Origin of the sequence: Streptomyces sp. NPDC056347 (assembly GCF_042262625.1) — a bacterium.
Lineage (GTDB): Bacteria > Actinomycetota > Actinomycetes > Streptomycetales > Streptomycetaceae > Streptomyces.
Window position 1 is genome coordinate 23,259 of sequence record NZ_JBHJQP010000041.1, and the last position, 25,514, is coordinate 48,772.

General features: G+C 73.7%; 16 protein-coding genes. 12 read left to right on the forward strand and 4 right to left on the reverse strand.

Annotated features, from left to right (window positions below; genetic code table 11):
* The first annotated feature begins 29 nt into the window (after positions 1-29).
* From ACFCV8_RS12580 to ACFCV8_RS12600, 5 genes are all read left to right on the forward strand, one after another.
* Positions 30-512, forward strand: coding sequence for a hypothetical protein (locus ACFCV8_RS12580; protein ID WP_376685292.1), 483 nt, complete (start codon positions 30-32; stop codon positions 510-512).
* Between the two features lie 416 nt (positions 513-928).
* On the forward strand, positions 929-1,321 hold the full coding sequence (locus tag ACFCV8_RS12585; protein WP_376685293.1) for a molybdopterin-binding protein: 393 nt from the start codon (positions 929-931) through the stop codon (positions 1,319-1,321).
* A 216-nt stretch (positions 1,322-1,537) separates the two neighbouring features.
* On the forward strand, positions 1,538-2,359 hold the full coding sequence (gene modA / locus ACFCV8_RS12590; RefSeq protein ID WP_376685294.1) for a molybdate ABC transporter substrate-binding protein: 822 nt from the start codon (positions 1,538-1,540) through the stop codon (positions 2,357-2,359).
* Positions 2,356-3,216 (forward strand): molybdate ABC transporter permease subunit, encoded by an 861-nt coding sequence (gene modB, locus ACFCV8_RS12595; protein ID WP_376685295.1) that lies wholly within the window; start codon positions 2,356-2,358, stop codon positions 3,214-3,216. The genes modA and modB overlap by 4 nt, the downstream gene beginning before the upstream one ends.
* Complete coding sequence (locus ACFCV8_RS12600; protein ID WP_376685296.1) at positions 3,213-4,289, forward strand: ABC transporter ATP-binding protein; 1,077 nt, start codon at positions 3,213-3,215, stop codon at positions 4,287-4,289. Before modB ends, ACFCV8_RS12600 begins: the two co-directional genes overlap by 4 nt.
* Positions 4,290-4,301: 12 nt before the next feature.
* On the opposite strand, the gene ACFCV8_RS12605 is transcribed toward ACFCV8_RS12600, so the two are convergent.
* Positions 4,302-4,910 carry a TOPRIM nucleotidyl transferase/hydrolase domain-containing protein gene (locus ACFCV8_RS12605; protein ID WP_376685297.1) on the reverse strand — a complete coding sequence of 203 codons (609 nt, stop codon included), beginning with the start codon at positions 4,908-4,910 and terminating at the stop codon, positions 4,302-4,304.
* Positions 4,911-5,680: 770 nt separating this feature from the next.
* Here ACFCV8_RS12605 and ACFCV8_RS12610 point away from each other — a divergent pair.
* Genes ACFCV8_RS12610 through ACFCV8_RS12635 form a run of 6 tightly spaced genes read left to right on the forward strand, consistent with a single transcriptional unit; the run spans position 5,681 to position 20,709 of the window.
* Entirely contained in the window at positions 5,681-8,362 is a 2,682-nt protein-coding gene (locus tag ACFCV8_RS12610; RefSeq protein ID WP_376685298.1) for a DUF6603 domain-containing protein, read from the forward strand.
* Complete coding sequence (locus ACFCV8_RS12615; protein ID WP_376685299.1) at positions 8,359-11,901, forward strand: hypothetical protein; 3,543 nt, start codon at positions 8,359-8,361, stop codon at positions 11,899-11,901. Before ACFCV8_RS12610 ends, ACFCV8_RS12615 begins: the two co-directional genes overlap by 4 nt.
* Positions 11,898-16,667 carry a hypothetical protein gene (locus tag ACFCV8_RS12620; RefSeq protein ID WP_376685300.1) on the forward strand — a complete coding sequence of 1,590 codons (4,770 nt, stop codon included), beginning with the start codon at positions 11,898-11,900 and terminating at the stop codon, positions 16,665-16,667. The genes ACFCV8_RS12615 and ACFCV8_RS12620 overlap by 4 nt, the downstream gene beginning before the upstream one ends.
* Complete coding sequence (locus tag ACFCV8_RS12625) at positions 16,667-18,394, forward strand: hypothetical protein (protein WP_376685301.1); 1,728 nt, start codon at positions 16,667-16,669, stop codon at positions 18,392-18,394. The genes ACFCV8_RS12620 and ACFCV8_RS12625 overlap by 1 nt, the downstream gene beginning before the upstream one ends.
* Complete coding sequence (locus tag ACFCV8_RS12630; protein ID WP_376685302.1) at positions 18,391-19,344, forward strand: WD40 repeat domain-containing protein; 954 nt, start codon at positions 18,391-18,393, stop codon at positions 19,342-19,344. Before ACFCV8_RS12625 ends, ACFCV8_RS12630 begins: the two co-directional genes overlap by 4 nt.
* 42 nt (positions 19,345-19,386) lie before the next feature.
* Positions 19,387-20,709 (forward strand): Ig-like domain-containing protein, encoded by a 1,323-nt coding sequence (locus ACFCV8_RS12635; RefSeq protein WP_376685303.1) that lies wholly within the window; start codon positions 19,387-19,389, stop codon positions 20,707-20,709.
* Here the strand turns inward: ACFCV8_RS12635 and ACFCV8_RS12640 are convergent.
* Genes ACFCV8_RS12640 through ACFCV8_RS12650 form a run of 3 tightly spaced genes read right to left on the reverse strand, consistent with a single transcriptional unit; the run spans position 20,697 to position 23,499 of the window.
* Positions 20,697-21,023 (reverse strand): hypothetical protein, encoded by a 327-nt coding sequence (locus ACFCV8_RS12640; protein WP_376685304.1) that lies wholly within the window; start codon positions 21,021-21,023, stop codon positions 20,697-20,699. The genes ACFCV8_RS12635 and ACFCV8_RS12640 overlap by 13 nt on opposite strands.
* Positions 21,013-22,227 carry a neprosin family prolyl endopeptidase gene (locus ACFCV8_RS12645; protein WP_376685305.1) on the reverse strand — a complete coding sequence of 405 codons (1,215 nt, stop codon included), beginning with the start codon at positions 22,225-22,227 and terminating at the stop codon, positions 21,013-21,015. The genes ACFCV8_RS12640 and ACFCV8_RS12645 overlap by 11 nt, the downstream gene beginning before the upstream one ends.
* A gap of 27 nt (positions 22,228-22,254) precedes the next feature.
* A complete protein-coding gene (locus tag ACFCV8_RS12650) occupies positions 22,255-23,499 on the reverse strand; it encodes a hypothetical protein (protein ID WP_376685306.1) in 1,245 nt (414 codons plus the stop codon).
* A gap of 604 nt (positions 23,500-24,103) precedes the next feature.
* On the opposite strand from ACFCV8_RS12650, the gene ACFCV8_RS12655 reads away from it, so the two are divergent.
* Positions 24,104-25,489 carry an MFS transporter gene (locus tag ACFCV8_RS12655; protein ID WP_376685307.1) on the forward strand — a complete coding sequence of 462 codons (1,386 nt, stop codon included), beginning with the start codon at positions 24,104-24,106 and terminating at the stop codon, positions 25,487-25,489.
* Positions 25,490-25,514 lie beyond the last annotated feature (25 nt).

Sequence of the window (25,514 nt, forward strand, 5' to 3'; positions counted from 1 at the left end):
GACCTCGGAGGCGGCTAACGTGTCCGCCCATGGCTGACATCTTTGAGCTCGTGCTCACACTTGATCTGCGCGACGAGTTGTCCGAGGACGAGCTCGCCGAGCTCCGATGGCACCTCGGGCTCGGCCCCAGGCCGGAGGTCCTCCGCATCGTGACCGAGTTCCCGTTCGTGGACGAGGGCGAGGACGAGGACGGTGCACCCGTCATCGAGAACGACCCACAGCCTCTTCTCGGTGATCACGGCGAGGCGTTCAAGGTGGACGGTGCGCTCCTCTCGGTGCTTCTCCGCCGGGAGCACACCCGTTCCGGGGCGTGGGCCCTGACCAGTCGGCAGGAGATTCATCCTGACCAGTTCGACCTCACGGGCCAGCTGCTCGGCTGGCTCGCGAGCAAGGCCGGCGACTGTCACCGACGTTTCGACGGCGGTGTGGACCTGGGGTGGACCCGGTTCCACGAATCGCGCCGGACGGAGCCGCTGGTTGTGCGTGACGGCGTCGTCGCCTGGCCGTCGTAGTCGGTTCCGTCGGTCCGGCGCGGCGTGCCACGGGCAGTTCCTCGGGTTCCCCCGCTTCGATGGGTGCGGCACGTACCCATCGGGCCCGTCGAGGTGCGGCGCGCCTTGCACCCGCAGGTCCGCGACACCGCGGACCACTGCCGACCGCGCGGCTCGCGCCGCCGCTGCGCGGAGCGGTGGTCGGCGCCGTGGCCGGGGCGGCGGCCTCCGTCGCCGTCCGTCGGGCAGGGAATCGGGAGGTGCGGGGCAAGGGGATGCGGGTCCTTGCGGACCCTGGGCGCGGACGGAAACACGGAGCGGATCGCCGCGCGCCTTCCACCCGGAACACGCCGAAGCCGGCCGTTGCCCGTACATGGCCTCCCGGTGGGAGGGGCGGCGGGCCGGGGACCTCGGCGAAGGGGCCTATCTTGGCCGGTATGCAGTTCTACACGATCGGTCAGGCGGCCCGGCTCCTCGGCGTGAGCCCCGACACCGCGCGGCGCTGGGCCGATGCGGGCCGGGTGGCCACGCATCGCGACGAGAGCGGGCGGCGGCTCGTCGAGGGCAAGGACCTCGCCGCCTTCTCCGTCGAGCTGGCCAGGGGCGGGGGCGAGGAGGACGTCTCGTACACCTCGGTCCGCAACGCCTTCCCGGGGATCGTCACCGCGGTCAAGCTCGGTGATGTGGCCGCCCAGGTGGAGATCCAGGCCGGTCCGCACCGGCTGGTGTCGCTGCTGACGCGGGAGGCCGTGGAGGAACTCGGCCTGGAGGTCGGGATGGAGGCCACCGCCCGGGTCAAGTCGACGAATGTGCATATCGACCGTGCCTGAGCGGCGGACGGCGGCCTGACGGCGCGGGACGTCTCGGGCGGCCGCCATCCGACAGCTGTCCGTACAAACGCACATGCAAGCCCTGGAGATCAACATCCGGGCTCATGCAAAGCCACAGCAGACTTCACCCTCGCATCTGCGGCATTATCATCGGGTCGGCCCCGGTGGTGCCGAAGACCGCAGACGTGTCCGTGAGGACCAGAGGGAGTGGAACTCGTGACAACCCGTACCGCACGCCGGACCCGCCGGACCCTTCAGGTGGCCGGTGCGGGCGCCGCCGCGTTGCTGGTCCTGACCGCCTGTTCCTCGTCCGGGGAGGACGAGGCCGCGGGCTCCGCCGCCCCGTCCTCCCCCGGCAAGCCGTCCGGCACGGTGACCGTCTTCGCCGCGGCCTCGCTGAAGGAGAGCTTCACCGCCCTGGGCAAGACGTTCGAGAGCCGGTACCCGGGCACGAAGGTGACGTTCAGCTTCGGCGGCAGCGACTCGCTCGCCGCGAGCATCACCGGCGGCGCGCCGGCCGATGTGTTCGCGGCGGCCAGCGCCAAGACCATGAAGATCGTCACCGACGCGGGCGACGCCGCCGGCGCGCCGGCCACCTTCGTGCGCAACCAGCTGGAGATAGCCACCCTGCCCGGCAATCCCGACAAGGTCTCCTCGCTGAAGGACCTCACCGGCCCGGGGCTGAAGGTGGTGCTCTGCGCGAAGGAGGTGCCGTGCGGCGCCGCCGCGCAGAAGGCCCTCGGCGCGGGGAAGCTCGAGCTGACCCCCGTCTCCTACGAGCAGGACGTCAGGAGCGCCCTGACCAAGGTGGAGCTGAAGGAGGCCGACGCGGCGGTCGTGTACCGGACCGATGTGAAGGCGGCGGGTGACAAGGTGGAGGGCGTGGAGTTCCCCGAGTCGGCCGATGCCGTCAACGACTACCCCATCGCGCTGCTGAAGAACGCCCCCAACGCCACCGCGTCCAAGGCGTTCATCGCGCTGGTGCGGTCGGCCGAGGGCCAGAAGGTCCTGACCGGGGCCGGGTTCCTGAAGCCGTGACCCCGCCCGTCGAGCCCGACGCCGCGAGCCGCGACCGGTGGGGCGGTACGCGGCCCCGCCGGGTCCGGGCGGGCGGTGGCCGCGGCGTCCCGCTGCCGCTACTCGTGCCCGCGCTGCTCGGGCTGGCGTTCCTGGTGGTGCCGCTGGTCGCACTGCTGGTACGGGCCCCGTGGCGCGGCATGCCCGGGCAGCTGACGAGTCCCGAGGTGTGGCAGGCACTCCAGCTGTCGCTGCTCTGCGCGACCGCCGCCACCGCGGTGAGCCTGGTCGTCGGGGTGCCGCTGGCCTGGCTGCTGGCCCGGGTCGAGTTCCGCGGCTGCGGCCTCGTGCGCGCGCTCGTCACGCTCCCGCTGGTCCTGCCGCCGGTCGTGGGCGGTGTGGCGCTGCTGTCGGCGCTCGGCCGCAACGGCATCGTCGGTACGTGGCTGGACTCCTGGTTCGGCGTCACCCTGCCGTTCACGACGGCGGGGGTCGTGGTGGCGGAGGCCTTCGTGGCGATGCCGTTCCTCGTCATCAGTGTGGAGGGCACCCTGCGGGCCGCCGACCCGCGTTTCGAGGAGGCGGCGACGACGCTGGGCGCCTCCCGCTTCACCGCGTTCCGGCGGGTCACGCTGCCGCTGATCGCGCCGGGTGTCGCGGCGGGGGCGGTGCTGGCGTGGGCCCGCGCTCTCGGCGAGTTCGGCGCGACCATCACGTTCGCGGGCAACTTCCCCGGACGGACCCAGACCATGCCCCTCGCCGTCTACCTGGCGCTGCAGAGCGACCCGGAGGCGGCGATCGCCCTCAGCCTGGTGCTGCTGGCCGTGTCCATCGCGGTGCTGGCCGGGCTGCGCGACCGTTGGATGACCGCAGGATGACCAGGATTCACGACGAACCGGCCGGTGCCGCCGCGACGGGCCTCGACGCCCGCCTGGTGGTGGACCGGGGGGCCTTCCGGCTCGATGTGGCGCTCGGCGTCGCGCCCGGCGAGGTGGTGGCGCTGCTCGGCCCGAACGGCGCGGGCAAGACCACGGCCCTGCGGGCGCTGGCCGGGCTGACCCCGCTCAGCGGTGGCCATCTGCGGCTGGACGGCACGGCCCTGGAGCGTACGCCGCCGGAGTCGCGGCCGGTCGGCGTCGTCTTCCAGGACTACCTCCTCTTCCCCCATCTGACCGCCCTGGACAACGTGGCGTTCGGGCCCCGCTGCCAAGGGGTGCCCAAGGCACGGGCGCGTGCCGAGGCGGCCGAGTGGCTCGACCGCCTCGGGCTCGCCGACCACGCCGGGGTGCGGCCCCGACGGCTCTCGGGCGGCCAGGCGCAGCGCGTCGCACTCGCCCGTGCCCTCGCCACCCGTCCGCGGCTGCTCCTCCTCGACGAGCCGCTCGCCGCCCTCGACGCCCGTACCAGGCTGGAGGTGCGCGGTCAGCTCCGGCGCCATCTTGCCGAGTTCGAGGCGGTGGCGGTGCTCGTCACGCACGACCCGCTCGACGCCATGGTCCTCGCCGACCGGCTGGTCGTCGTGGAGCGGGGCGAGGTCGTGCAGCAGGGCAGCCCGGCGGACATCGCGCGTCGTCCCCGTACCGACTACATCGCGCAGCTCGTCGGCCTCAACCTCTACCGGGGCCGTGCGGACGGCCATGCGGTGCGGCTGGCGGGCGGCCCCGCCGTCACCACCACCGAGGCCCTGTCCGGAGAGGTCTTCGTGGCGTTCCCGCCGAGCGCCGTCACACTCCACGGCAGTCGGCCCACCGGCTCCAGCGCACGCAATGTGTGGCGCTGCGAGGTCACCGGGCTGGAGACGCACGGCGACCGGATCCGCGCCGCGCTCACCGGTGAACTCCCCCTCGCCGCCGACCTGACCACCGTGGCCGCCGCCGAACTCGAACTGCGTCCGGGGGCGGAGGTCTGGGCGACGGTGAAGGCGGCGCAGACCCACGCGTACCCCGTCTGAACGGGTCGGGGGTCAGAGGGCGGCGAACAGGCCGTCGAGCGGGGCGGGTACGCGGTCGGGACCGAGCGCCCCGACCAGCACCCGGCCATAGTGGATCTTGCGCCCCTTCTTCGTGCCGAGGAAGCGCCGTACCTGCTGCTCCGGAGCGCGGCCCCGCTGCGCGGGCTGGCCCAGGAAGGTCTCCAGGGGGCGCAGGTCGCCCTGCTCCTCGATCAGCTCCTTCACCCGGTCCACGCCGAGCGCACGGATCAGCTCGTCCTCCAGGTCGGCCACGCAGACGAAGAACTCCTGCGGAACCGCGCCGGCCCGCTCCAGACCACGGGCGTAATAGCCGAGCTCCCGTTCGTCGCAGAGCCCCGTGAGGCGCAGGCCCAGACCGGTCGGCCCGAGCAGCCGCGCGAACCGTCCCACGCTCATCGCCCCGCCCATCGGCAGGACGCAGACCCCTTCCGCCGCCAGGTCCCGGCCACGGGCGGCGGCCAGCGCGTCGACCGCCGCCGCGTCGCTCGGCCCCTCCAGCAGGACGACCGTCCGGACCGGCAGCCGTGCGGCCAGCTCACCCGCGGGGCCCTCGGGGCCGCCCGCCGCCCACGCCACGACCGTCTTCTCGAACAACCTCATGTCCGCCACGGGGCCGAGTCTTGCTCCCGTCCGCGCTCCCCGCCAGGGAATTTCGCCGTGCCGACCGGACGCCGTGCCCCGGTCACCGGCGAGTGGGCCGGTGGCCGGACGCCGTAGTGGCCCCACGTACACCTGGCGCGAGAGCCGTGGTGTCCCACCACTACGCCGCCGACGCGGCCCTTCCTACGGTGCGGCGGCACGGAACCGTCCCCGCCCAGCCGGGTGCGCGACCCACTCTGCCTCCGGCGGCCGGGAGCTCCCCCACCGCGCCCTTGCGATGCACACCCCGGCCCCGGCCACCCCCACGCCGGGCACCCACCGGGTGACGAACATGGCCAGGGGGCTGCCCGGGTCTTGCAGACCGGCGTACTGGCAGGGGTGGGTGCACGCGCGTCGGCCGTCGCCGCGCACGGCGCGACGGTCGGGTGCTGCCGCCGGTGGCACCCGTCGCGGACCTGCCGGAACCCGACCCGACGCGGCGGCCCCGGGGCGGGCGCCCCGCCCCTCGTGCCCGCGTCGCCCTGGCGGTCGGGTGAAAAGCGTCCCGCCCGGCTCCGTCGCGGGGCGCGCGGCCATGCCCGGTGAAACGGTCGGCGTTAGCGTCGAGACGTTCCCGAACCCCATCCGTCACGGTGGCGACACTCCAGGCCCCGGGCGGAGAACGGCGACGATCAGATGAATGTCCCTCCTGTCCCCGGCGCCCTTCCCGCCCCCTGCATCCCTCCCGTTCCGCGCGCACCCGGCCTCCTCCACGACGCCACGGCCTGCCGGTGACGACCCCACTGCCGCAACTGGCGGCCCAGCTCCGTGCGGGGCTCGACCCCCTCCTGCCCCTCCTCACGGGCCTGCCCGACGACGCCACCCGCAGGCAACGGCTGGCGCAGGCGCTCGGTCTGACCGGCGGCGCCCTGACCCCGGACGCGCTGCTGGCGCGGTTCGCCGTGCCGGACGCCGCGTCCCCGGGGGACGTCTGGCCGGTCCTCGTCGACCTGCTGCGGACAGCGGTCGGCCAGTCACCGCCGGCCTGGCAGCTGGTCATCCAGGACGTGCTCACGCTGGGCCCCGGCCCGGTGCCGGCGCCCACCGCCACGGCCCTGCCCCCGACGATCGGCCTGACCTTCGAGCTGACGGGCGCGCTGCCCCTCGTGCCCGGACTGGCGGTGAGCGACGGGATCAGCCTCGTGCTCTCCCTGCCTTCCGCCACGCCCGACGACTGCACTCTCGCCTTCCGGGCCGACGGCGTCGCGCTGGCGTTCACCGGTGACACACTGCTCGGTCTGCTCGTTCCCGGCGGCCTCGCCCTCTCGGGCAGCCTCACGGTCCGGCTCGACAAGAGCGGCCTGCGGCTCGAAGGCGGCGCCGCCGGCAAGGGCGTCGCGATTCCCCTGGACAAGGCGCCGTCCGCGGTCCGCGCCCCCTCGCTCTTCGTCTCCGCCCAAGGCGGCGGGCTCCGGCTCGACGCGGCGTTCGGAGCGTCGCTGCTCGGCCTCGGCGACGCTGCCGTCGACGGCGTCGGCCTCGTCATCAGTGCCGGCGGCGGGGGGTTCACGGCGACCTTCGTCCCGCCGACGGGCTTCGGGCTCACCCTCGCCGTCGGCGCCGCCAAGGGCGGCGGATTCCTCGCCGTGCACGACGGCCGGTACGAGGGCGCGCTCTCGCTCAGCCTCGGCATCGTCGAGGTGCGGGCCTACGGGATCCTCGACACCCAGCCGGTCTCGGCCCTCGTCGTCCTGAGCGCCCTGTTCACCCCGCCCATCGAGCTGGGCCTCGCCGTCACCCTCAACGCAGTCGGCGGGCTCCTCGGCATCAGCCGCGCGCTCGACCAGGCGGCCCTCGCCCAGGTCGTCCAGTCAGGCCACCTCGACGACCTGTTGTTCCCCGCGGACCCCGCCGCCGCGGCACCCCGGATCCTGGCCAACCTGGGTTCGGTCTTCCCCGTCCGCCCGGGCAGCACGGTCGTCGGCCCGATGTTCCGGATCGGCTGGGGCCGCCCCGTCTCCTTCGTCACCGCCGACATCGGCGTGGTGCTCCAACTGCCCAGCGGCGTGGTCGGCATCCTCGGCCGGCTCCGGGTCGCCCTGCCCGCCCCCCAGGTGCCGGTCCTCGACCTGCGGGCCTCCGTCGCGGGAGTCGTCGACACCGCGAACGGCCTGATCGAGATCATCGCCGACCTGGCCGGCTCCCGGCTCCTGGCCGCCTCCATCGAGGGCGGTCTCGCCCTGCGGGTGAAGAGCGGCCAGGACGCCACCTTCATCCTCAGCGCCGGCGGCTTCCACCCCCGCTTCACCCCGCCCGCCGGTTTTCCCACCCCGAAGCGCCTGACCATCACGCTCGCGGACAGCCCGCTGCTGCGCATCGTCTTCTCCGGCTACTTCGCCGTCACCCCCGGCACCGTCCAGGCGGGGGCGGAGCTGTCCGCCGTCATCGGCTCGCACAGCACCGGGGTCACCGGGCGGCTCGCCTTCGACGCGCTGGTGCGCTGGGAACCCAGTTTCGGTGTCCAGCTCGACCTGAGCGGCTCCTTCGAACTGCGCTTCGCCTCCCGGACCCTGTGCTCACTCGGACTGCGCGTCCACGTGGACGGCCCCACCCCCTGCTGGCACGTGGCCGGCCGGGCCAGCTTCTCCCTGCTGTTCTTCGACGTGAGCTTCCCCTTCGACGAACGCTGGGACTGCACCGGCGCGACCGCCCTGCCACCGCCCCCGGACGTCTGCGGGATCCTGGAACGGACCCTGGACGATCCGCACAGCTGGGAGCCGGTCCTGCCGGACGGGGTGCGCACGATGGTGTCGCTGCGTGCCGACGACACGGCCGACGGGCGGCTGCTGCATCCGCTGGGCCGGCCCCGGTTCAGCCAGCGCACGGTCCCGCTGGGCATCCAGGTGGTCCGGTACGGGCCGGGCCGGCTGCCCCAGCCGACCGCCTTCGCCGTGACGGTGACCTTCACCGGCGGGGCGGGCACCGCGCAGCCCGTCACGGAGAACTTCGCACGGGCCGACTTCTTCGACCTCACGGACGACGAGAAACTCACCCAGCCGGCCTTCGAACAGCTCTGCTCGGGCAGCGAACTGACCCCGCCGGCCCCCGCGGTGACCGCTCCCACGTACTCGGTGCCCGTGGAGTACGAGACCAAGTGGCTCGGCGGCCCGGTCAGCACACCGAAACCCCCGTGGCAGATCACCGACGCGGCCTTCATCGCGGCGCTCCCCTTCGGGGCCGTGGGCCGCAGCCTCGTGCACACGCTGAGCAGCCGCTACCTCTCGCCACCGATCACCACGCCGGACAAACCGGTTCTCAAGGATCACGCGTACGCAGTCGTCGTGACCGGCACCCTCAAGGACGCCGGGTTCGCGCACAAGTCCACCTTCACCGAAGCCACCGCCCTGCTGGCGACCGTGTCGGGCCGGTCCGCACTGCAACAGGTCGTGCCCGCATACGAGGTGAAGCCATGACCACGTACACCTTCGCGTCCTGGGGCCGGTCCGGTGCCGCCGCCTCCCTGACCGACCCCGACGACCTGGTCCGTACCACGCCGGTGCGGGGCTCGCTGGCGGCCACCGCCTCCGTGAACGGCCGCCCCGGCCGGCCGGTGCCGGTCCCCGCGCTCCAGCTGTACGGGCCGGGCGACGTCCGGGCCGTCGACCCCAAGGAGATCGTGCGGCTGTTCCCGCTGCCGGGCACACCGGACGCGGAGACCACCCGTTTCCCCCTGGTGGAGTTCGAACGCACCGAACTGCCCTGGCTGTTCACCCCGCTGATGCCGGGTGCCACCGGCGCCCTTCGTCCCTGGCTCGCCCTGGTCTGCGTACCGCTCGCGGCGGGCCGGCCCGAGCACGCCCCCGGCGTCCCGCTGCCCGTCCTGCGGGTGGCGGGCAGCGAACTGCCCGACCCGGCGACCCTCCACCTCTGGGCGCACACACAGACGCTCCCGGGGCACGAGACAGACCCCCGGCGGTCCGTGTCCCGGCTGCTCGCTCCGCGCCGCCTGCTGCCGTACACCGGCTACACCGCCTGTCTCGTCCCCGCCTTCGAGGCCGGGCGGCTGGCCGGCCTCGGGCAGCCCCTGGGCGGCGCCGGCCTGGCGCCGGCCTGGGGCACCGGAACGGAGACGCGCGACCTGCCGGTCTACTTCTCCTGGACGTTCGCCACCGCCGAGAGCGGGGACTTCGAGACCCTGGCCGACCGGCTGCGGGCCCGCCCCCTACCCGCGCATGCCGGCCGCAGGCCCCTCGACATCAGCCGCCCCGGACTGTTCGCGGACGGCCCGGGGCCGGTCGTCCAGCAGGTGGAGAGCGCGCTGCGGGCGCCCGACACCCCGGCCCCGGATCCCTGGCCCGTCGGCCCCACGAGCACGCAGTGGCGCCAGCGGCTCGCCGACGCGCTGGTGCCGATCGCGGACGGTGAGGGCGACGAGGACCCCGATGTCCTGCCCCCGCTGTACGGCGGCTTCCACGCGCTGCGCACGCGGCCGGACCCCACCTCGCAGGGCTGGCTCGACGTCCTCAACCTCGACCCGCGGTGGCGGGTCGCGGCCGGGCTCGGCGCCCGCGTCGTCCAGGCCGACCAGGAAGCCCTCATGGCCTCGGCCTGGCGGCAGCTCGCCGACGTCCGGGCGGCCAACCGGATGATCGACCTCGGCCGGTTCGCCCGCCTCGTCGCCGGCCGCCTGCACCTCAAGCACGTCGGGCCGCTCACCGCCGACGAGGTCCTGCGCCTGGTCACCCCGCTGCAGAGCCGTCTCACGCTGAGCGCGAACGACACCTTGTGGTCGGCGATCCGATCGAGCGTGCTCCCCACCGCCATGGCCACCACCTCCTTCTTCCGCGCGGTGCGCCCGATGGGGGTGCTCAGCCGGCGAGTGGCCCTCGTCGCGGGGGCCGCGGCCGGACGGGCGGTGGACGCGGCGCAGCCGCCGCCGTTCGCCACGGTGCTGACTTCGGTCGCCGCCTCCGCCACCGGACTCGCCGTCAGCCCCCGCGACCCGGACGGTGCGGTGGCCTTCGCCGTCGCGCCCGAGCAGGTCGTGGCCGCCGACCGGCTGGAGGCCGTACAGAAGGTCTTCGCGCCCGTCGACGGCGCGCCGGACGCCTGGAAACAGATCACGGCCGACGCGGTGGGACGCTCCCTGAAGCGGCAGGTGACCACCGAACAGCTCTCCGCCACACCGCCGGTGCCCGCCGTCGCGCTCAACCGCGCCTTCCGCATCACCGACCTCCCCGAGGCCGAGGCACCCGCCGATTTCCTGGCCCGGACCACGATGACCCCCGAGGGCGACCTCGTCTTCCCCAGCGGACGCACCGGCCCGGCCGGACTCGGCCTGTTCGGCGGGCAGGCGCCGGACCCCGCCACGGTCCACGGCAGCTTCAACGGCCAGTGGATCGGCCCCTGGGACTCGTCGGGCCAGGGCGATGTCGTCGGCTACTGGAAGGGCGCCTGCCACGGGAGCTGGGACTTGGGCGCCGGCCGGACGGGCAGCTGGAAGGGCGACTTCGTGGGCACCTGGAGCAGCAAGCCCGGTGCGGACGGCAGCGCCCCCACCTGGCTCGCCCTCTACACGGGCACCTGGGACGCCGAATCGGAGAACGGCACCTGGCGCGGAGTGTGCACCGGCACCTGGCGCGAGGAGAACAACAGTTCCGACGGCGTCTTCACCGGGACCTGGCGGTCCCCCCTCCGCCACGGCACGTTCCGGGGCGACTGCCCGGGGTCCTGGGACTGGAACCCGCCCGCCGAGCAGTCCGGCACGTGGTGGGCGGACTGCTTCGGCGACTTCCAGGTGACGGGGGACGGCCCGGGCGGGGAACAGGCTCCCTGGGACACCTCCGTCCTCAAGGGCCTCGTCGACCAGTGGGACGCCTCCCACCAGATCGGCCTCGGCGTCTTCACCGACCCGGCCGTCCTCACCGAGCAGCAGGACCGGCTTCCCGTCCCCGTCGTGATCGGAGCGCGGCCCGAGGACCTGAAGGACATGGTCGTCTCCGCCCACGACCAGTCGCTCAAGCCCTCCGACGCGCCGCCGGTCCCGTCCCGGAACACCTTCCCCGCCCAGTCGACCCGGCAGGCCCTCGTGGACCTGACGGACCCGAAGACCACCGTGCCCGCTGCTGTGGGCGCCCGGATCGACCGGCCGGACACCGGCGATCCGGAGACCCCCGTGCAGTGGGCACCGGTCTTTCCGGACGCCATGTGGCCACCGCTGTCCGCCCAGTCCACCGAGTGGATGTTCGGCGGCCTGGACCACATCCCGGCAGACACCGCCGCCCTGGCCCTCACCAACCCGCCCTTCGTCGCCGCGTACATGGTCGGCCTCAACCACGAGCTCGCGCGCGAGCTGCGCTGGCGGGAGTACCCGACCGACCAGCGCGGCACCTACTTCGCCTCGTTCTGGGGGTACGGCGCGGATCTGCCGCCGCTGCACACCTGGCGGCTCGACCTGCCGCTGGGGGCCCACCTGACCGCACCGCCCGACCGCGTCGTACTGCTCCTGCGCAGCGCACTGCTGCGCCGCTACCCCGGGGCGATCATCTACGCGGCGCCGCTGACCGGCACCGACCCCGACGAGGACCACGCCCGGCATCCGATCTTCCGCGGCGGCCTGGACCCCGACACGACCATGCTGGGCTTCGACCTCACCAAGACCGAACTCGAGGCGTCCCCGTGGTGCTTCGTGATCGCCGAGCACCCGACCGAGCCCCGGTTCGGCGTCGAGGAGCCGGAAGCCCCCTACGCCTGGGGAGCCGTCTACCAGCCGCCCGGCACCGGCGACAAGGCGGGCGACTGGAACAACCTCCGCTGGACCCACCTCTTCGACTCCGAGGCGGCCTATCTGGCCGCCGCCTACGCCCCGGGGACCGTGCGCCCCAACGTCGCCTGCGACGGGCTCGTATGGGGCACCAGCGCCGCGGGGACCGCCCGCCAGTGTTTCCGGCAGCCCGTCAGGATCGTGCTGCCCGCCGAGCGACTGCTGCATCCCGAGGAGACCTACCGATGACAGAACTCGGCGCCCTGCGCCGGGCCGTGGCCACGGCGGAGGAGCACCGCGCGCTGCTCGGCGCCGACGCCACCGCCGACGACCGGCGGGCCGCCTACGACCGGCTCGCGAAGGCCCGGCGAGCCGTGGACGCGAGAGTCCGCGCCTTCGTGGAGCGGGGCTTCGCGAAGCAGCTCGCCGCGCTCGATCCCCACGTGCCGCTCGTCCTCATGCCCGTACGTCTGGAGACGCGGCTGCGGCACGGCGGCGGGGGGACGGACACGCCGGGGGCGCACGGGGCGCACCGGCACCGGGCGGGCGCCGCGGCGGACGGGACGACGCCGGACACGCTGCTCGTCCGGATCTTCCCCGACGACATCCACGTCGACTCCCACGAGCCGCTGCCGACGGACGGCGAGGTCGAGGAGGGCCGCCGCTACTGGCGGACCGTGTGGCACGCCGGCCGCACGGAGAACGCGGCCGGCGACCGCGCCCGGCTGTTGCTCGCCGCCTGGGGGCAGCTGACCGGGACGCTCGGCGCCGAGCGGGCCCGGTGGCTCGTCCGGCAGCTCACCCCGCTGTCGGACACCCGGCCACAGGCACCCGTACCCGGCACCGACACGCTGCCGGACCCGGACTGGCCGACCGTGCCGGTGCGCGGGCGGGGCTGGAACCGGGCGGCGACCGCCTCCACCCTGCCGGACCAGTTCGTCGTACGCGCCTACCAGCAGGATGTGCTGGTAGGCGAGGCGACGGGCAAGCCGGTCCCGGACGTGGTGCAGACGGGCCCCGACCCGGACGCCGTGCCCCCGTCGAGCGGTCTGCCCCTCGACCCGGGGCTGCGCTGGCTGACCGAGTACGCCGTGGCGGAGGCCGAGGGCCTCGCCGTCAGCGTCCCGCTGCGCACCGAGCTGGGATACGACCCGAACAAGGTGCCGCTGCTCACCCGGGTGGTCGCGTTCGGCGTGTCCGCCAGCCTCACCCCCGAGGCGTCCGCCGACCGGCTCACCCAGCTGCTGTCCGGGCGGGACGGCGACGGCCAGGCCGCCTTCGTCCCACAGGGCACGCCCACCAACCTGCTCGCCGGAGACGAGAACCCGCCGCCCCCGCCGCCCGATGTCGACCGGCTGCTCGGAGCCACCCCCGCCGCCGCGCCCGACCCCTGGGCCAACAGCGCCCGCACCGCCGCCGCGCTCGGTCTGCCCGCCGGCTCCCTCGAGGCACTGCCCGGTGGAGACGAACCGGAACAGGCCGACGCGCGCGCCCTGCAGATCGCCCTGTGGAGCGCCACGGGCGACTTCTACCTCGACGAACTCCTGCAGAGCGACCAGGGAACCGCGGAACTCCCCGTCGACCGGAGCTGGCTGCGCCACCACCACATCGAGCACGTCCGGGCCCGCGGCCCGCTGCCGGTCCTGCGGGTCGGCCGGCAGCCGTACGGCCTGCTGCCGGTCACCGCCACCGCGCGGTGGCAGCCCGACGCGCTCGAACCGTCGGGCCTCACGGGACTCCACCGGGTGCTCGGCGTCCTGCGCCCGTTCTGGGAGGTGGGCGTCGGCACGCTGCCCCGGGTCGGCGGCCCCGACCAGCCGGAGGACCCCCTCCAGCTGCCCAAGCCCGAGCGCGACGTGCTGCGCGCCCTCGGCATGGCACCGGTCTCGCGGACCGTGTCGGTCCGGTCCGTTCAGGGAGGGATGCTCGCCTGCTTCAAGGACATCGGACTCGGCCTGGCCGGCCTCGACTTCACCACCACCGGCTTCTGCATGGGCGGCACCCCCGAGGACGTGCAGTCCCGGGCCCTCGACACCGCTCTGGGCATTGCCTACCGGCCGAAGATCAGCCACCACGTCAACGGCGCGGCCACCCGGCTCTGGCTGCCCACCGTCGAGCCGAACCTGCCCTCGGGCCAGGACCCGGTCGCCGCCCTGGCGGACTTCCTGAACCAGGCCGTCACCCGCTTCGACATGTCCAAACTGATCGTCGACCAGGAGGCCCGCACCCTCCTGGAGGCGCTGCTCAAGCACACCGCCAATCTGGAGTACGGGCGGGCCGCCTCCGGGGTCAAGGACCCGGAGGACGCGCTGGCCCGCTCGCCGTTCGCCCAGGTGCTGTTCAACCCCGCCAAGCTGCTGTCCACGGTCGCCGAGGCCGGTCTGAAGACGAAGCCCTTCACTCTTGGCACGATCATGCAGCTGCCCACGCCCTCGTCCAGGCCCGCTGCGCCGCCGGTCGCACCACCGGCGCCCACAGCCGCACACACCGTCCGGGCCGTGGCCGCCCCGGGCCGGGACGCCGACCTGGCCCCGACGATTCTCCAGACCATCCTCGACACCCGCGCCGCCATGGCCGACCAGGTGCTCACCGCGGTGACCAAGAACCGGGGCGTGCTCACCCTGCTCGGCACCGAGCGGCCCTGGAGCATCCGGCTCGCCGAGATCGACGCGGCCCTGCAGTACCTCGCCGGGCGCGTGACGAACGACTGGGCCCATCGCACCGACCCCTTCACCCCCCTGGAGCGGCTGCTCGGCGAATGCCTCGACCTGGTCTCCCACCGGCTCGACGCCTGGATCGGCTCCCTGGCCAACGCCCGGCTCGCCGCCCTGCGCGAACGGCGCCCGACCGGGGTGCAACTCGGCGCCTACGGCTGGGTGGAGAACCTCTCGGCACGCACCGGCCCGGTCAGCAAGGGCTGGGTGCTCGCGCCCTCGATCCCGCAGGCCACCACCGCCGCCATCCTGCGCAGCGGAGCGCTCTCCCACCCCACCGACCCCGGCGCCTTCGCGGTGGACCTCTCGTCACGGCGGATGCGGGTGGCCATGACCGTCCTCGACGGGGTCGCCCAGGGGCAGCCGTTCGGGGCGCTGCTCGGCTACCGGCTGGAGCGCCGGCTGCACGAGGCGGGCGAGGCACCCGGCTCGACACTGGTCCTCGACCGGTTCGTCGCCCCGCTGCGCGCCAAATGGTCGGTGCAGGGCGTCCAGCACCCGGGCACGGGAGCCCAGGAGTTCATCGGCGCCCACGACGTCACCGACGGCGCACGGCTCGCCGAGGTGGCCGACGGGGACGTCATCACGTATCTGCGGGCGAACTCGGGCGACCCGCAGATGACCGGCCCCGAGGAACAGGCCGTCGTGGACATCCTCGCCGCGCTGCGCGACGACCTCGACGCCGTCGGGGACCTGCTGCTCGCCGAGAGCGTGCACCAGCTGACCCAGGGCAACCCGGACCGGGCCGGAGCCACCCTGGAGTCGCTGGCGGCCGGCGGGCAGCCGCCACCGCGGCCCCAGGTCCTCGACACCCCGCGCCGCGGCATCGCGGTCGGCCACCGGGTCCTGGTCGTCGTGCCGGACGCGGCGCCCCGCGCGGCGGGCTGGGACAGCGCCCAGCAGGCCGCACGGCCCCGGGCGGCGGCCGAACCGCGGCTCGACACCTGGGCCGGACACCAGCTGGGAACGACCGACCGGATCCGCCTCCGGGCCGCCTGGCTGAGGCCCGGCCAGCAGTACGTGCCAGGCGCGACCACGGTCACCGAACACGCCTGGCCCCTCACCGGGCAGTGCGCCCTCGACGTGGTCGCGCTCGCCGCCGGCAGCCGGCTGCGGACCGCGCTCACCACCGCCCTCCTGCCCGAGCGGCCGTCGAACGTGCCCGCCGACGCCCTGCCCGTCCCGCGCACGGACCGGAACCCGAACTGGCCGGCCACCACCCTGGACATCCTCCAGGTCGAGGCGCTCGGCGCGGCCGTCGCCGGGGTGCTGACGACCGGCCGGCCCGGCACCGCGGCCGACCTCGCCCACGCGTACACCGCGCCGCCCCCGGCCGCGGACCCCGAGCTGCACGGCCGGGCGGTCAAGGCCCGCGCCGATCTCCAAGCCGCCGTCACCGGACGGGACCTGGACGCGCTCGCCGCGTTCGGGACGACCGGGCCGCCGGCCGGAACCGACGCGGAGCGGGCCGAGCAGCTAGCCGCCGCGCTGCGCGAGGCACAGGGGCGGATCGCGGCGGCCGACGCGGTGGCCTCACCGGCCGGGCCGCCGGCCGGACCGGTGGCCGACATCGCGGTCCTGGAAGCGGTCTTCGGCGCCGGGTTCCGGGCGGTGGGCCTGGTGACGCCGCCCGACCCGACGACGCTCGACGCCTCCTTCGGCACCGGACTCGACCGCGGCGGCGACGCGCTGCTCGTGCCGGGCGACTGGGTGGACCTGACGGGCACGGTCCGGCCGGGCACCGGCGCCCTCGCCGACCTGGTGCTGCACACCGGGGCGGCGGCCACCGGCATCGGCCACACCCTGCGGATCGGACAGATGCCGTTCGCGCCGAACGACCGCTGGGTGGGCGCGGCGCGCACGCCCGCCGACGAGGAGAAGCCGGCCACCGGCCTGGTGGTGCACGGTCCCGCGCAGTCCCTCGCCTCGGGCAGCTTCGCCGTTCTCGTCGTCGACGCCTGGTCGGACCTGATTCCCGCGCAAGCGCACACGGCGGGCGCCACCTTCCACTTCGACGCGCCCGGCACACGCGCCCCGCAGGCCGTGCTGCTCGCCGTACCGCCGACGGTCGGTCAGCCGTGGACCCCGGACGTGCTCGCCGACACCCTCGGCGAGGCCCTCGCCCTGGCCAAGCTGCGGCTGGTCGACCTGGACGCGCTGGGCTGGCTGGGCCGTTACCTTCCCGCCGCCTACCTGCCCGAATCGGCGATGGGGACGGCGCCCAGCGTGTTCGTGAAGGACCTGATGCTCCGGAGCGATCTGGGCACCATCATGACGAAGCTGATCCAGAAGGAGTCGTGATGACCTTCGACGTGATGGCCTTCGGCCAGTTCCACCGGGTGGAGCCGGTGGTCCGCCCGAGCGGCACCGGCGGTCAGCTCGACGAGGCCCTCGCGGCCCGGGTGGCCGACCCGCTGTTCCTGCTCGCCCGGCAGTGGCAGCTGGGGGAGTTCGCCGGTGAGGACGCCGGCTCGCCGGTCCGCTGCCGGATCGGCACCGAGAGCACCCCGCTCGGCGCGTTCCTCGCCGGCGGCGACACCACGGGCGTGAGTCTGCCGAAGGGCATGCCGCTGGAGTATCTGGCGGAGGCCGGGGCCGATCCGGACGAGGCGCTCCAGGAGCTGCCGCTGCGGGCCGTCGCCCGGGCCGGCCTGCGCTTCCTCGACACCCTGCGCGCCGAGGGCCTGTCGGACACCGACCTCGGCCCGATCGACGCGGCAGTGCTCGCCAAGGCACCCTTGCCCCGCCCGCCCGAGGACCCGGAGCAGGATCCGCTGCGGCGCGACCCCGGCGGGCAGGCCATGCGCGCCGTCCTCGTCGAACGGGCGCCCGACGGCGTCGCGCTCGCCGGGGACCTGGACAGCGGCTGGCGCCCGGCCGGACTCACCGCGGCCCAGCGGACCGCCTTCGACCGGGCGGCACAGAAGTGGCTCGCATGGTTCCACGACCGCTACCGGCCACCGGCCTCGTCGAGCTGGGTGCGGGAACGCCTGGAACACCGCTTCGCGGTCACCGCGGCGCCGGGCGGCCGGCCGGTGACGCTGACGGCGCCCGAGTACCCCGGCGGCACCGCCGACGCCTACCAGTTCGACCTCGACGCCGGTACGACACCCCTGCCCGCCCCGGTCGGCGGTACGCCCGCCGAGGTGCTGCCCACCCGCGTCACGTACCCGGGCATGCCGGCCGAACGCTGGTGGGAGTTCGAGGACACGGCCGTCAACCTGCCCGCGATCGGGGCGGGACCGCCCGACCTGGCCCGGCTGCTGGTCGTCGAGTTCGCGAACATCTACGGCAACGACCACTGGATGGTCCCGGTCGAACTGGCCACCGGCGCGCTGCACCGGATCGCCGGGCTCATGGTCGTCGACACCTTCGAGGACGAGACGGCCGTCGACCCGGTCCAGGACGCGGCCTGGTCGGTCTTCCGGCTGACGAACACGCAGGACGGAAAGCCCGGTCCGGCCCTGCTGCCGCTGCTGCCGAGCGCCTCGGCGCGCCTGGAGGGCACCCCGGTGGAGGAAGTGCTCCTCGCCCGCGACGAGATGGCCAACCTGGGGTTCGCGATCGAGCGCACGGTGCGGAGCGCCACCGGCGGGCCACGGGCCCGCGGTGACGAACCGCCCGACGACGATCCACCGGTGCCGCCGGTCGATCCGACGGCCCTCGCCTACCGGCTGGTCACAGCCGTCCCGGCGCACTGGATCCCGCTGGTGCCGGTGCCGCTGGCGGCGAACTCCGCCGCGGTGTGCCTGCGCCGCGGCCAGATTCCCCGGTTCGGCCCGGACGGCACCCGGCTGCCGCAGCTCAAGGCGGCCGGCCGGATCCTGGAACCGGAGGTGAAACGGGTGTTCTTCCGCGACGAGGAGGTGCCCCGCTCGGGGGTGACGGCCGGCCGGGTGCCGGTCGTCGCGCGCGGTGAGGACGGCCGGGTCTACCAGTGGGTGGGCCGCCGGGTCAGGGCCGGCCGGGGCGAGGCGTCCAGCGCGCTCGCCTTCGACCGCGCCGTACCGCCCGGGGGGACCGGATGAAGGCGTCCATGTACGCGTCGGGGGTGATCGTGACCCCCGACGCCGTGGAGATCGTCGCCACGGACACCTACGGGAGGCTGTTCCGCTGGGACCGGGTCCACGAGACCCCGGTCACCGCCCCGGTGACCCTGACGGAGCACGTGCACTGGGACTTGGTGATCACTCCCGACGGCCGGGAGATCGTCACCGCGTGCAGCGACGGGACGCTGGGGCGCTGGGACCGGCTGACCGGCCTGTCCCTGGGCGGACCGATCGCCGCCCACGAGGGCCCGGTCCTGTCCCTGGCCCGCACCCGCGACGGCGCCGAGATCGTCTCCGTCTCCCAGGACACCACGATCCGCCGCTGGGATCTGTCGACCGGAGCGGCACTCGGGGAGCCACTGCGTGGACACACCGGCACGGTGCTGACCGTCGCCGTCACCCCCGACGACGCGGAGATCGTCTCGGGCGGGGTGGACGGCACCGTACGCCGCTGGGACCGGGCGACCGGTACCCCGATCGGCGGGCCGCTGACCGGCCACAGCGGGCCGGTCCAGTCCGTTTCGGCGGGCTCCGCCGGGCGGCGGTTCGTCTCCGGTGGCATCGACGGTACGGTGCGCCGCTGGGACCGGGACTCCGGGCAGCAGGTCGGCGCCCCGCTGGTCACCGGATCGTCGGTCCGGGGGCTCGTGCTCACCGGGGACGGCGAGATCACCGCCGGCTGCTCCGACGGCACCCTGCACCGCTGGGCCCCGGACGGACAGCTCATCGGGGCGGTCCTGCCGGCCCACACCGACGTCGTCTGGACCATGACGACGACTCCGGACGAGACCGAACTGATCACGGCCGGCTGGGACACGGTCATCCTGCGGTGGGAGCGGATCACCGGGGTGCCGCTCCGGCCGGCGCGCACGGAGACCCGGATCGAGCCCGTGCCCCGCCTGGAGCTCCACGGCAGCACGCCCTTCTGACCCTTCTCCCCTTCTTTCCTCTCCTCTCACGTGGGAGCGCCGATGCCGGCCATCACTCTCGACACCTCGCAGCTGACGTTTTCCCGCGTCGCCGTGTGCGAAGCCCGCGACGGCACGGAGCACGGGGCCCGCCACGGCCCCCGGGGCGGTCTCGTCGACGGGGCGGCCGATCCGCCGCCCGTGGTGGAACTGCCCGCCGGCACCGGCTACCGGCTGCGGCTCGGCGACGGCATCACCGCCACCGTCGCCTTCGACGTCGGTGCAGACGGCACCCTGGACTTCGCCGCCCCGTACGACGCCTTCCTCAGCGGCCGCGGCAGCCGACGCCTGACCGTGCAGGGCCTGCCGGTCCTCGTCGACGCGCGGAGCCTGGACCATCCGCTCACCCCCGACCTGCCGGGCGCGGCTCCCCTGGCGCCGGACCGGACGCACGAACTGCGTCTACTGCCCGCCTCGGGGTACCGGCTGCGGGTCGCGACGGGCACCGCCGACGGCGGCCTCGACTTCACCGTCACCGCCGCCGGCACGGTCCGGCTACCGGCGGAGGCGGCCGGGATCGCCGAGGCCGCCGGGCACACCCTGACCGTGCGGGGCCGTACCGTCACCATCGACGGGCGCGGTCTCTCCCACGGTCTGCTGCCGGTCGGCGTGCCGGACGCCGCCGCGGGAACCTTCCTGTCCCCGGCCACCGTGCACCGGCTCACGCTGCTGCCCGCCGCCGGGTACGTCTTCCACGCGGGCCCCGGCGTGCCGGCCGACTTCTCGTACACGGTCCGACGGGACGGGACGGTCGACTACGACGCGTCCTGCGACACGTTCCTGACCGGGCGCGGCACGGACACCCTCCTCGTGGGCGGGTTCCCGGTGGTGCTGTCCGCGGCCGACGCCGACAGCGACCTGCTCGGTCTCGCGTCGCTCGACGGCGAGTCCGGTCCGACGCTCCGCGCGTGCCGTCCGCCCCGTGAACTCGCCGCCGTCCTCGTACCGGCGGCGGGCTACCAGCCGCGCACCGTGCACGGAGTGTGCACCGGCTTCCGCGTGGCCCGCGACGGCACCCTGAGCGCCGATCCGGCCGCCGCCGACTCCTACCGCGCCCGGTCCGAGGGTTCCACGACGCCGCCCCTGACGGTACGGATCGCCGGCACCGGGCGCGGCGGGCCGGCGCCCCGCGGCCGGGTGACCTTCACCGTGGACGGGCGGCACCTGGGCACGGTCCCGCTCGACGGGGTGGGCCTGGCGACCTTGCGAGCCGCGGCCGTGCCGGCCGATGCCCGGGAGGTCGTCGTCGTGTACGAGGGGGACGACGCGTACCACCCGTGCACCACGACGCTCCGCCTCCGGGACGGTCGCGCTCACGAGGTCTGACCGGTGGACGGCTCGTCCGGTCCGGGAGGCGGCCCGGGGGGCTCGGGGTTGGGGACCGGTGGGGTGCCGGTGACGATCCGTTTGCCGTCCAGGGTGTAGTGCCGGCGCCGAGGCCGGGGCGTGTAGCCCTCGGGGCAGAGCCGCCGGCCCCGTACGGCCGAGGACGCGCCGGACGGCGGCGGTCCGCTGCTGTCGGGGGGCGGAGCGCCGGCACCCGCTTCCGCGGGATCGGTCCGGACGCACTCGATGTCCGGATCGGCCTCGGAAGGGATCACCTCGGGCCGGCCGTCCCCGGCCGGGACGTCAGTCGACACCGCCGGGGCCTCCCCAGTAGAAGTTCGTTCCCCAGGACGTCGTCCCGGAGAAGTCGACCGAGATCTGGTAGGCGTTCGGATTGGTCTGCGAGGGATATCCCCCCAGCGGCTGCATCGTGCCGGCCGGGTCGGACTGGTAGGCCAGGTTGCGCATGAAGGCGGCGTGGCTCCAGCCGTCCGGCGGGAAGTGCCCACTGCCCATCCAGGTCCCGGTGGGATCCGGATGGTGGATCCGGTCGTCTACGATCTCGCCGCCCCAGTCGACCCGACCCGCCTGGTTGTACAGTCCGGAGGCGCTGAACAGGCTGCGGGGGAAGCCGCCCATCCATTCGCTCCCGATGCGGACCCACCACTTGTCCAGGTACAGCATGACCTTGATGGACAGTTCGTACTGGTTGCCGCCGTCGACGCTCTCCGCCATCCGGATGCCGGGGTAGACCGTGCTCGACAGCTGCTCCCAGCCCTTGACGTCAGGGACGTAGCCGCCGATGTTGTCGCCGCTCTGCGTGTAGTTGTTGGTGGTGTAGAAGAGGAACAGATGCGGAGCCCAGTCGCCGAAATGGTCGTAGTAGACCATCGTGCCCACCTCGACGGTCTGCAGATCGAACCCGGTACCCGATCCAGCCGAGACCCACAGCTGACCGAGCGAGAACTCGTTCGACCACTGGACGTAGGGCCGCCAGGTGTTGATGACGCCCTCGGTGCCGTAGTTGAGCAAACCCGGATCGATGACTTCCGCGTACTTGTGCGGAGGCTGGGCGGTGAGGGAGCGGAGGCCGGTGTCGTCGGGCGCCGTGACCTGCTTCGCGTAGGGCCCCTTCGCCAGGTAGTCCTGCAGGGTGCCGACCGGGGTGATGCGGTCCAGCGGCTTACGCAGGACCGGGACGGTGCCGGACGGCCCGGTCTCGGCGTCCGGATCGGGTGACTCGAAGGGCTGCGGGAGCCCACGGCGGTCGGAGTCGTACGACTCCGACGGCACGGCATCGGGTGGTTGGCCGGTGAACTCGCGCGGGACCCAGTCGAGTTCGTCGCCGTCGGCCGTCCTCGTCCGGGCGACGACATCGCGCCGGGCGTACCGGTCCTTGAAGTACTGCCGGATCTCCTCCAGCCGTTCGGCGTCCTGGCGGTCCAACTCCCGGCCGGCCAGGGGCCGGGGGAAGGTTCGGGGCGCGTCGGGATTGCGCAGAATCCTGCCCGCTTTCATCGTTCCCTCCTCAAGGGTGCGGCCCGGTCAGGGACCGACGGTGAACTCGACGTACTGGGGATCGACGAACTGGAACGTGCTGCCGCCCTGCAGCGTGTAGCCGGTGGCGACCCAGTTCGTGTCGTCGGGATGACCCAGCGTGCAGCTGAGGTAGTCGCCCCACAGGTCGCCGTACGGCCCGTCGGTGCTGTCCCGCGTGCCGGCCAGCACCCACGCCGGGTCTTCCCGGAACCCCACGACGTGCCGGGGGTTGAGCGTGCCGCCACCGCCGAAGAAGAGCGAGATCCCGACCACGCCGTCGTCGTTGGGGCAGGTGGCGGGATACGCGTACGCGTTGTCACCGTTCCACAGGTCCGGCTCCGAGACGACCGTCATGGTGGTGGTGTCGACCACAAGACCCTTGAGCCACGGCTGCGGGCGGTCGCTCGTCGCAAGGGCGTGCCAGAGAAAACCGACGTTGTTGCCGGTCACCCATCCCGCGGTGGCCCTGACCGTCAGTTTGCCCAGCCAGTTGGAGCCGTTCGGGCAACGGGACACATACGTTCCCGGCGTCGTGCTGCCCGTCCAGGCCCCGGATGTGTTGAAGTCGGTCCGGGTCCAGGAACTGCCGTCCGCGTCCGGCCACCGGAAGATCCGTACGGGGTTCTGCACGGTCTCGGACAGGAGATACATGTCGGTGGTCGCACCACGCGCGAGGCAGAAGGACGTGTCCGCCGTGGTGTTGTAGTAGACGTACGAGAGCTGGTGCAGCGCCAGCTGTCCCAGCGAGATCTTGAAGACCATCGTGGCGGTCCCGACCGTCCCGCGGAACACGTTGTACGAGATGTAGAGGTGCTCGTTCGCGGTGGCCATGTCGGGACGGTCGAACGTGACTCCCGTGGTCCAGGTGGGGTCGAAGAGGCCCGGGCCGAAGTCCCAGAAGAACCAGGAGGTGGGGGCGGGCGTTCCGTCGGTGGAGACGGCCAGTCGGAAGACGTTCGACCCGTTCGCGTCCGGTTTGTACTGGAGGAGCCAGATCCACAGGTTCCGGGTGCGCTCGTGCAGGGTCATCTGATCGCAGCACAGGCCGCCCGCGGTGAACGGGAACACGGCGAACGGATCGACCTGCGTCCAGGTCGATCCACCGTCCTGCGAACGGCTGGCGTAGGTGTTTCCCGTCAGGAACGCCTGACCGAGGAAGCGGGCGGCGGTCGGTTCGTCGTCCACTCCCGTGCCCAAGCCCGTCGCGGCGTTGTCCAGGCCGGTGTTGAGGACCAGATTCACGGAGGACATGGGGGCTCACCTTGTCTCGACCTGCCCGGCCGCACACGGATCCCGATCCGCCGCACACGTGTCCACGTGTCCAGCGGGGATTTCTTCCCCTACCCGGTGGCGGGCGGCGCGTCAGTGGGCGGCACATCGGCGTGCCCCGGACGCGCGGGTACGGACTGCCGCAGCCGTCGAACGAGCCTGGCGCGTTCGTTCCGCTCGACGTCCCCTTCCCGGAAGGGCCGCTCGCGTGGGAGCTCCGCGCTCTCCCGCGGGCTCACCGCCGCGATGACGGGACCGGGCCGAGGGGGTTCGTACGCGAAGGGGCCCCTCGCCGCAGGGTCGTACAGGTCACTGCTCATGGGTACCTCTCGGCGCGTCGGACGCGGCGAAGGGGGCGCGCACACGGCCGACCACCGCTCTCCATTCTCCTCCCGCCCGGAGACGAGCGCAGTTCGACGCTTGTGCTCTCGGCCGTCCCTGGAGGCCGCCGCCAGGGACGGCGTGGTGTTGCCGCGTACCTTCGTGCACCGAACTGTGGTGTCCCACCACATACGCGGCCGACCTGGGCGTTCCTACGGTGTGGCGACACGGAACCGTCCCCGCCCACCCTCCGGAAGTGGTACCCATGGCCGCCCCAGCAAGCTCCCCGCCGGCATCCTCGAACCTCAGGCGAATCGTCGCCGCCAGCCTGATCGGCACCACCATCGAGTGGTACGACTTCTTCCTGTACGGTTCGGCCGCCGCCCTGGTCTTCAACAAGCTGTTCTTCCCCGAGTCCGATCCGCTCGTCGGCACGCTCCTGTCCTTCCTCACCTACGCGGTCGGCTTCGCCGCCCGGCCGCTCGGTGCCCTGGTGTTCGGCCACTACGGCGACCGGCTCGGCCGCAAGAAGCTGCTGGTGATCAGCCTGCTGATGATGGGCGGGGCGACGTTCGCGATCGGGCTGCTGCCGACCCACGCCACCGTCGGGGCCGCCGCTCCGGTGCTGCTCACCGTGTTGCGGCTGGTGCAGGGCTTCGCGCTGGGGGGTGAGTGGGGCGGTGCGGTGCTGCTGGTGTCGGAGCACGGCGACGCCCGGCGGCGCGGCTTCTGGGCCTCCTGGCCGCAGACCGGCGCTCCCGCCGGTCAGCTGCTCGCCACCGGGGTGCTCTCCGCGCTCACCGCGCTGATGTCGGACTCCGCGTTCGGAGCGTGGGGCTGGCGGATTCCGTTCCTGCTCTCCGGTGTCCTGGTCCTCCTCGGCCTGTGGGTCCGTCTCTCCGTCGACGAGTCACCGGTCTTCAAGGCGGCGCTGGCCCAGGCCGAGGCGCGCAGGTCCGCCGCCGGGGCGACGGAGAAGATGCCGCTGGTCGCCGTGCTGCGCCACCACTGGCGCGATGTACTGATCGCCATGGGCGCCAGGATGGCCGAGAACATCAGCTACTACGTCATCACCGCGTTCGTGCTCGTCTACGCGACCACGGCGGCCGACCTGAGCAAGCAGACGGCGCTCAACGCGGTGCTCATAGCCTCGGCCGTGCACTTCGCGGTCATCCCGATGTGGGGGGCGCTGTCGGACCGGATCGGGCGCAGGCCGGTCTATCTGACCGGTGCGATCGGTGTGGCGGTGTGGGCGTTCCCGTTCTTCGCGCTGATCGACACCAGTGACTTCGGGAACGTGCTGCTCGCCGTCACCGTCGGCCTCGTCTTCCACGGCGCGATGTACGCCCCGCAGGCGGCGTTCTTCTCCGAGATGTTCGCGACCCGGATGCGGTACTCGGGCGCGTCGATCGGCGCGCAGTTCTCCTCGGTCGCGGCCGGTGCCCCGGCCCCGCTCATCGCCACCGCGCTGCTCGCGGACTACGACAGCTCGACGCCGATCTCGCTGTACGTCATCGCGGCGGCCCTGATCACCCTGCTCGCGATCGGCTGCGCCCGGGAGACCCGGCACCGGGACCTCGCGGACATCGGGGCGACGGCCCCCGACCCGGACGGTCCGAAGGCGCGGGCGGCAGACACCCGGACCGCCTGAAACGCCGTCCGCCGGGCGGGGCCGT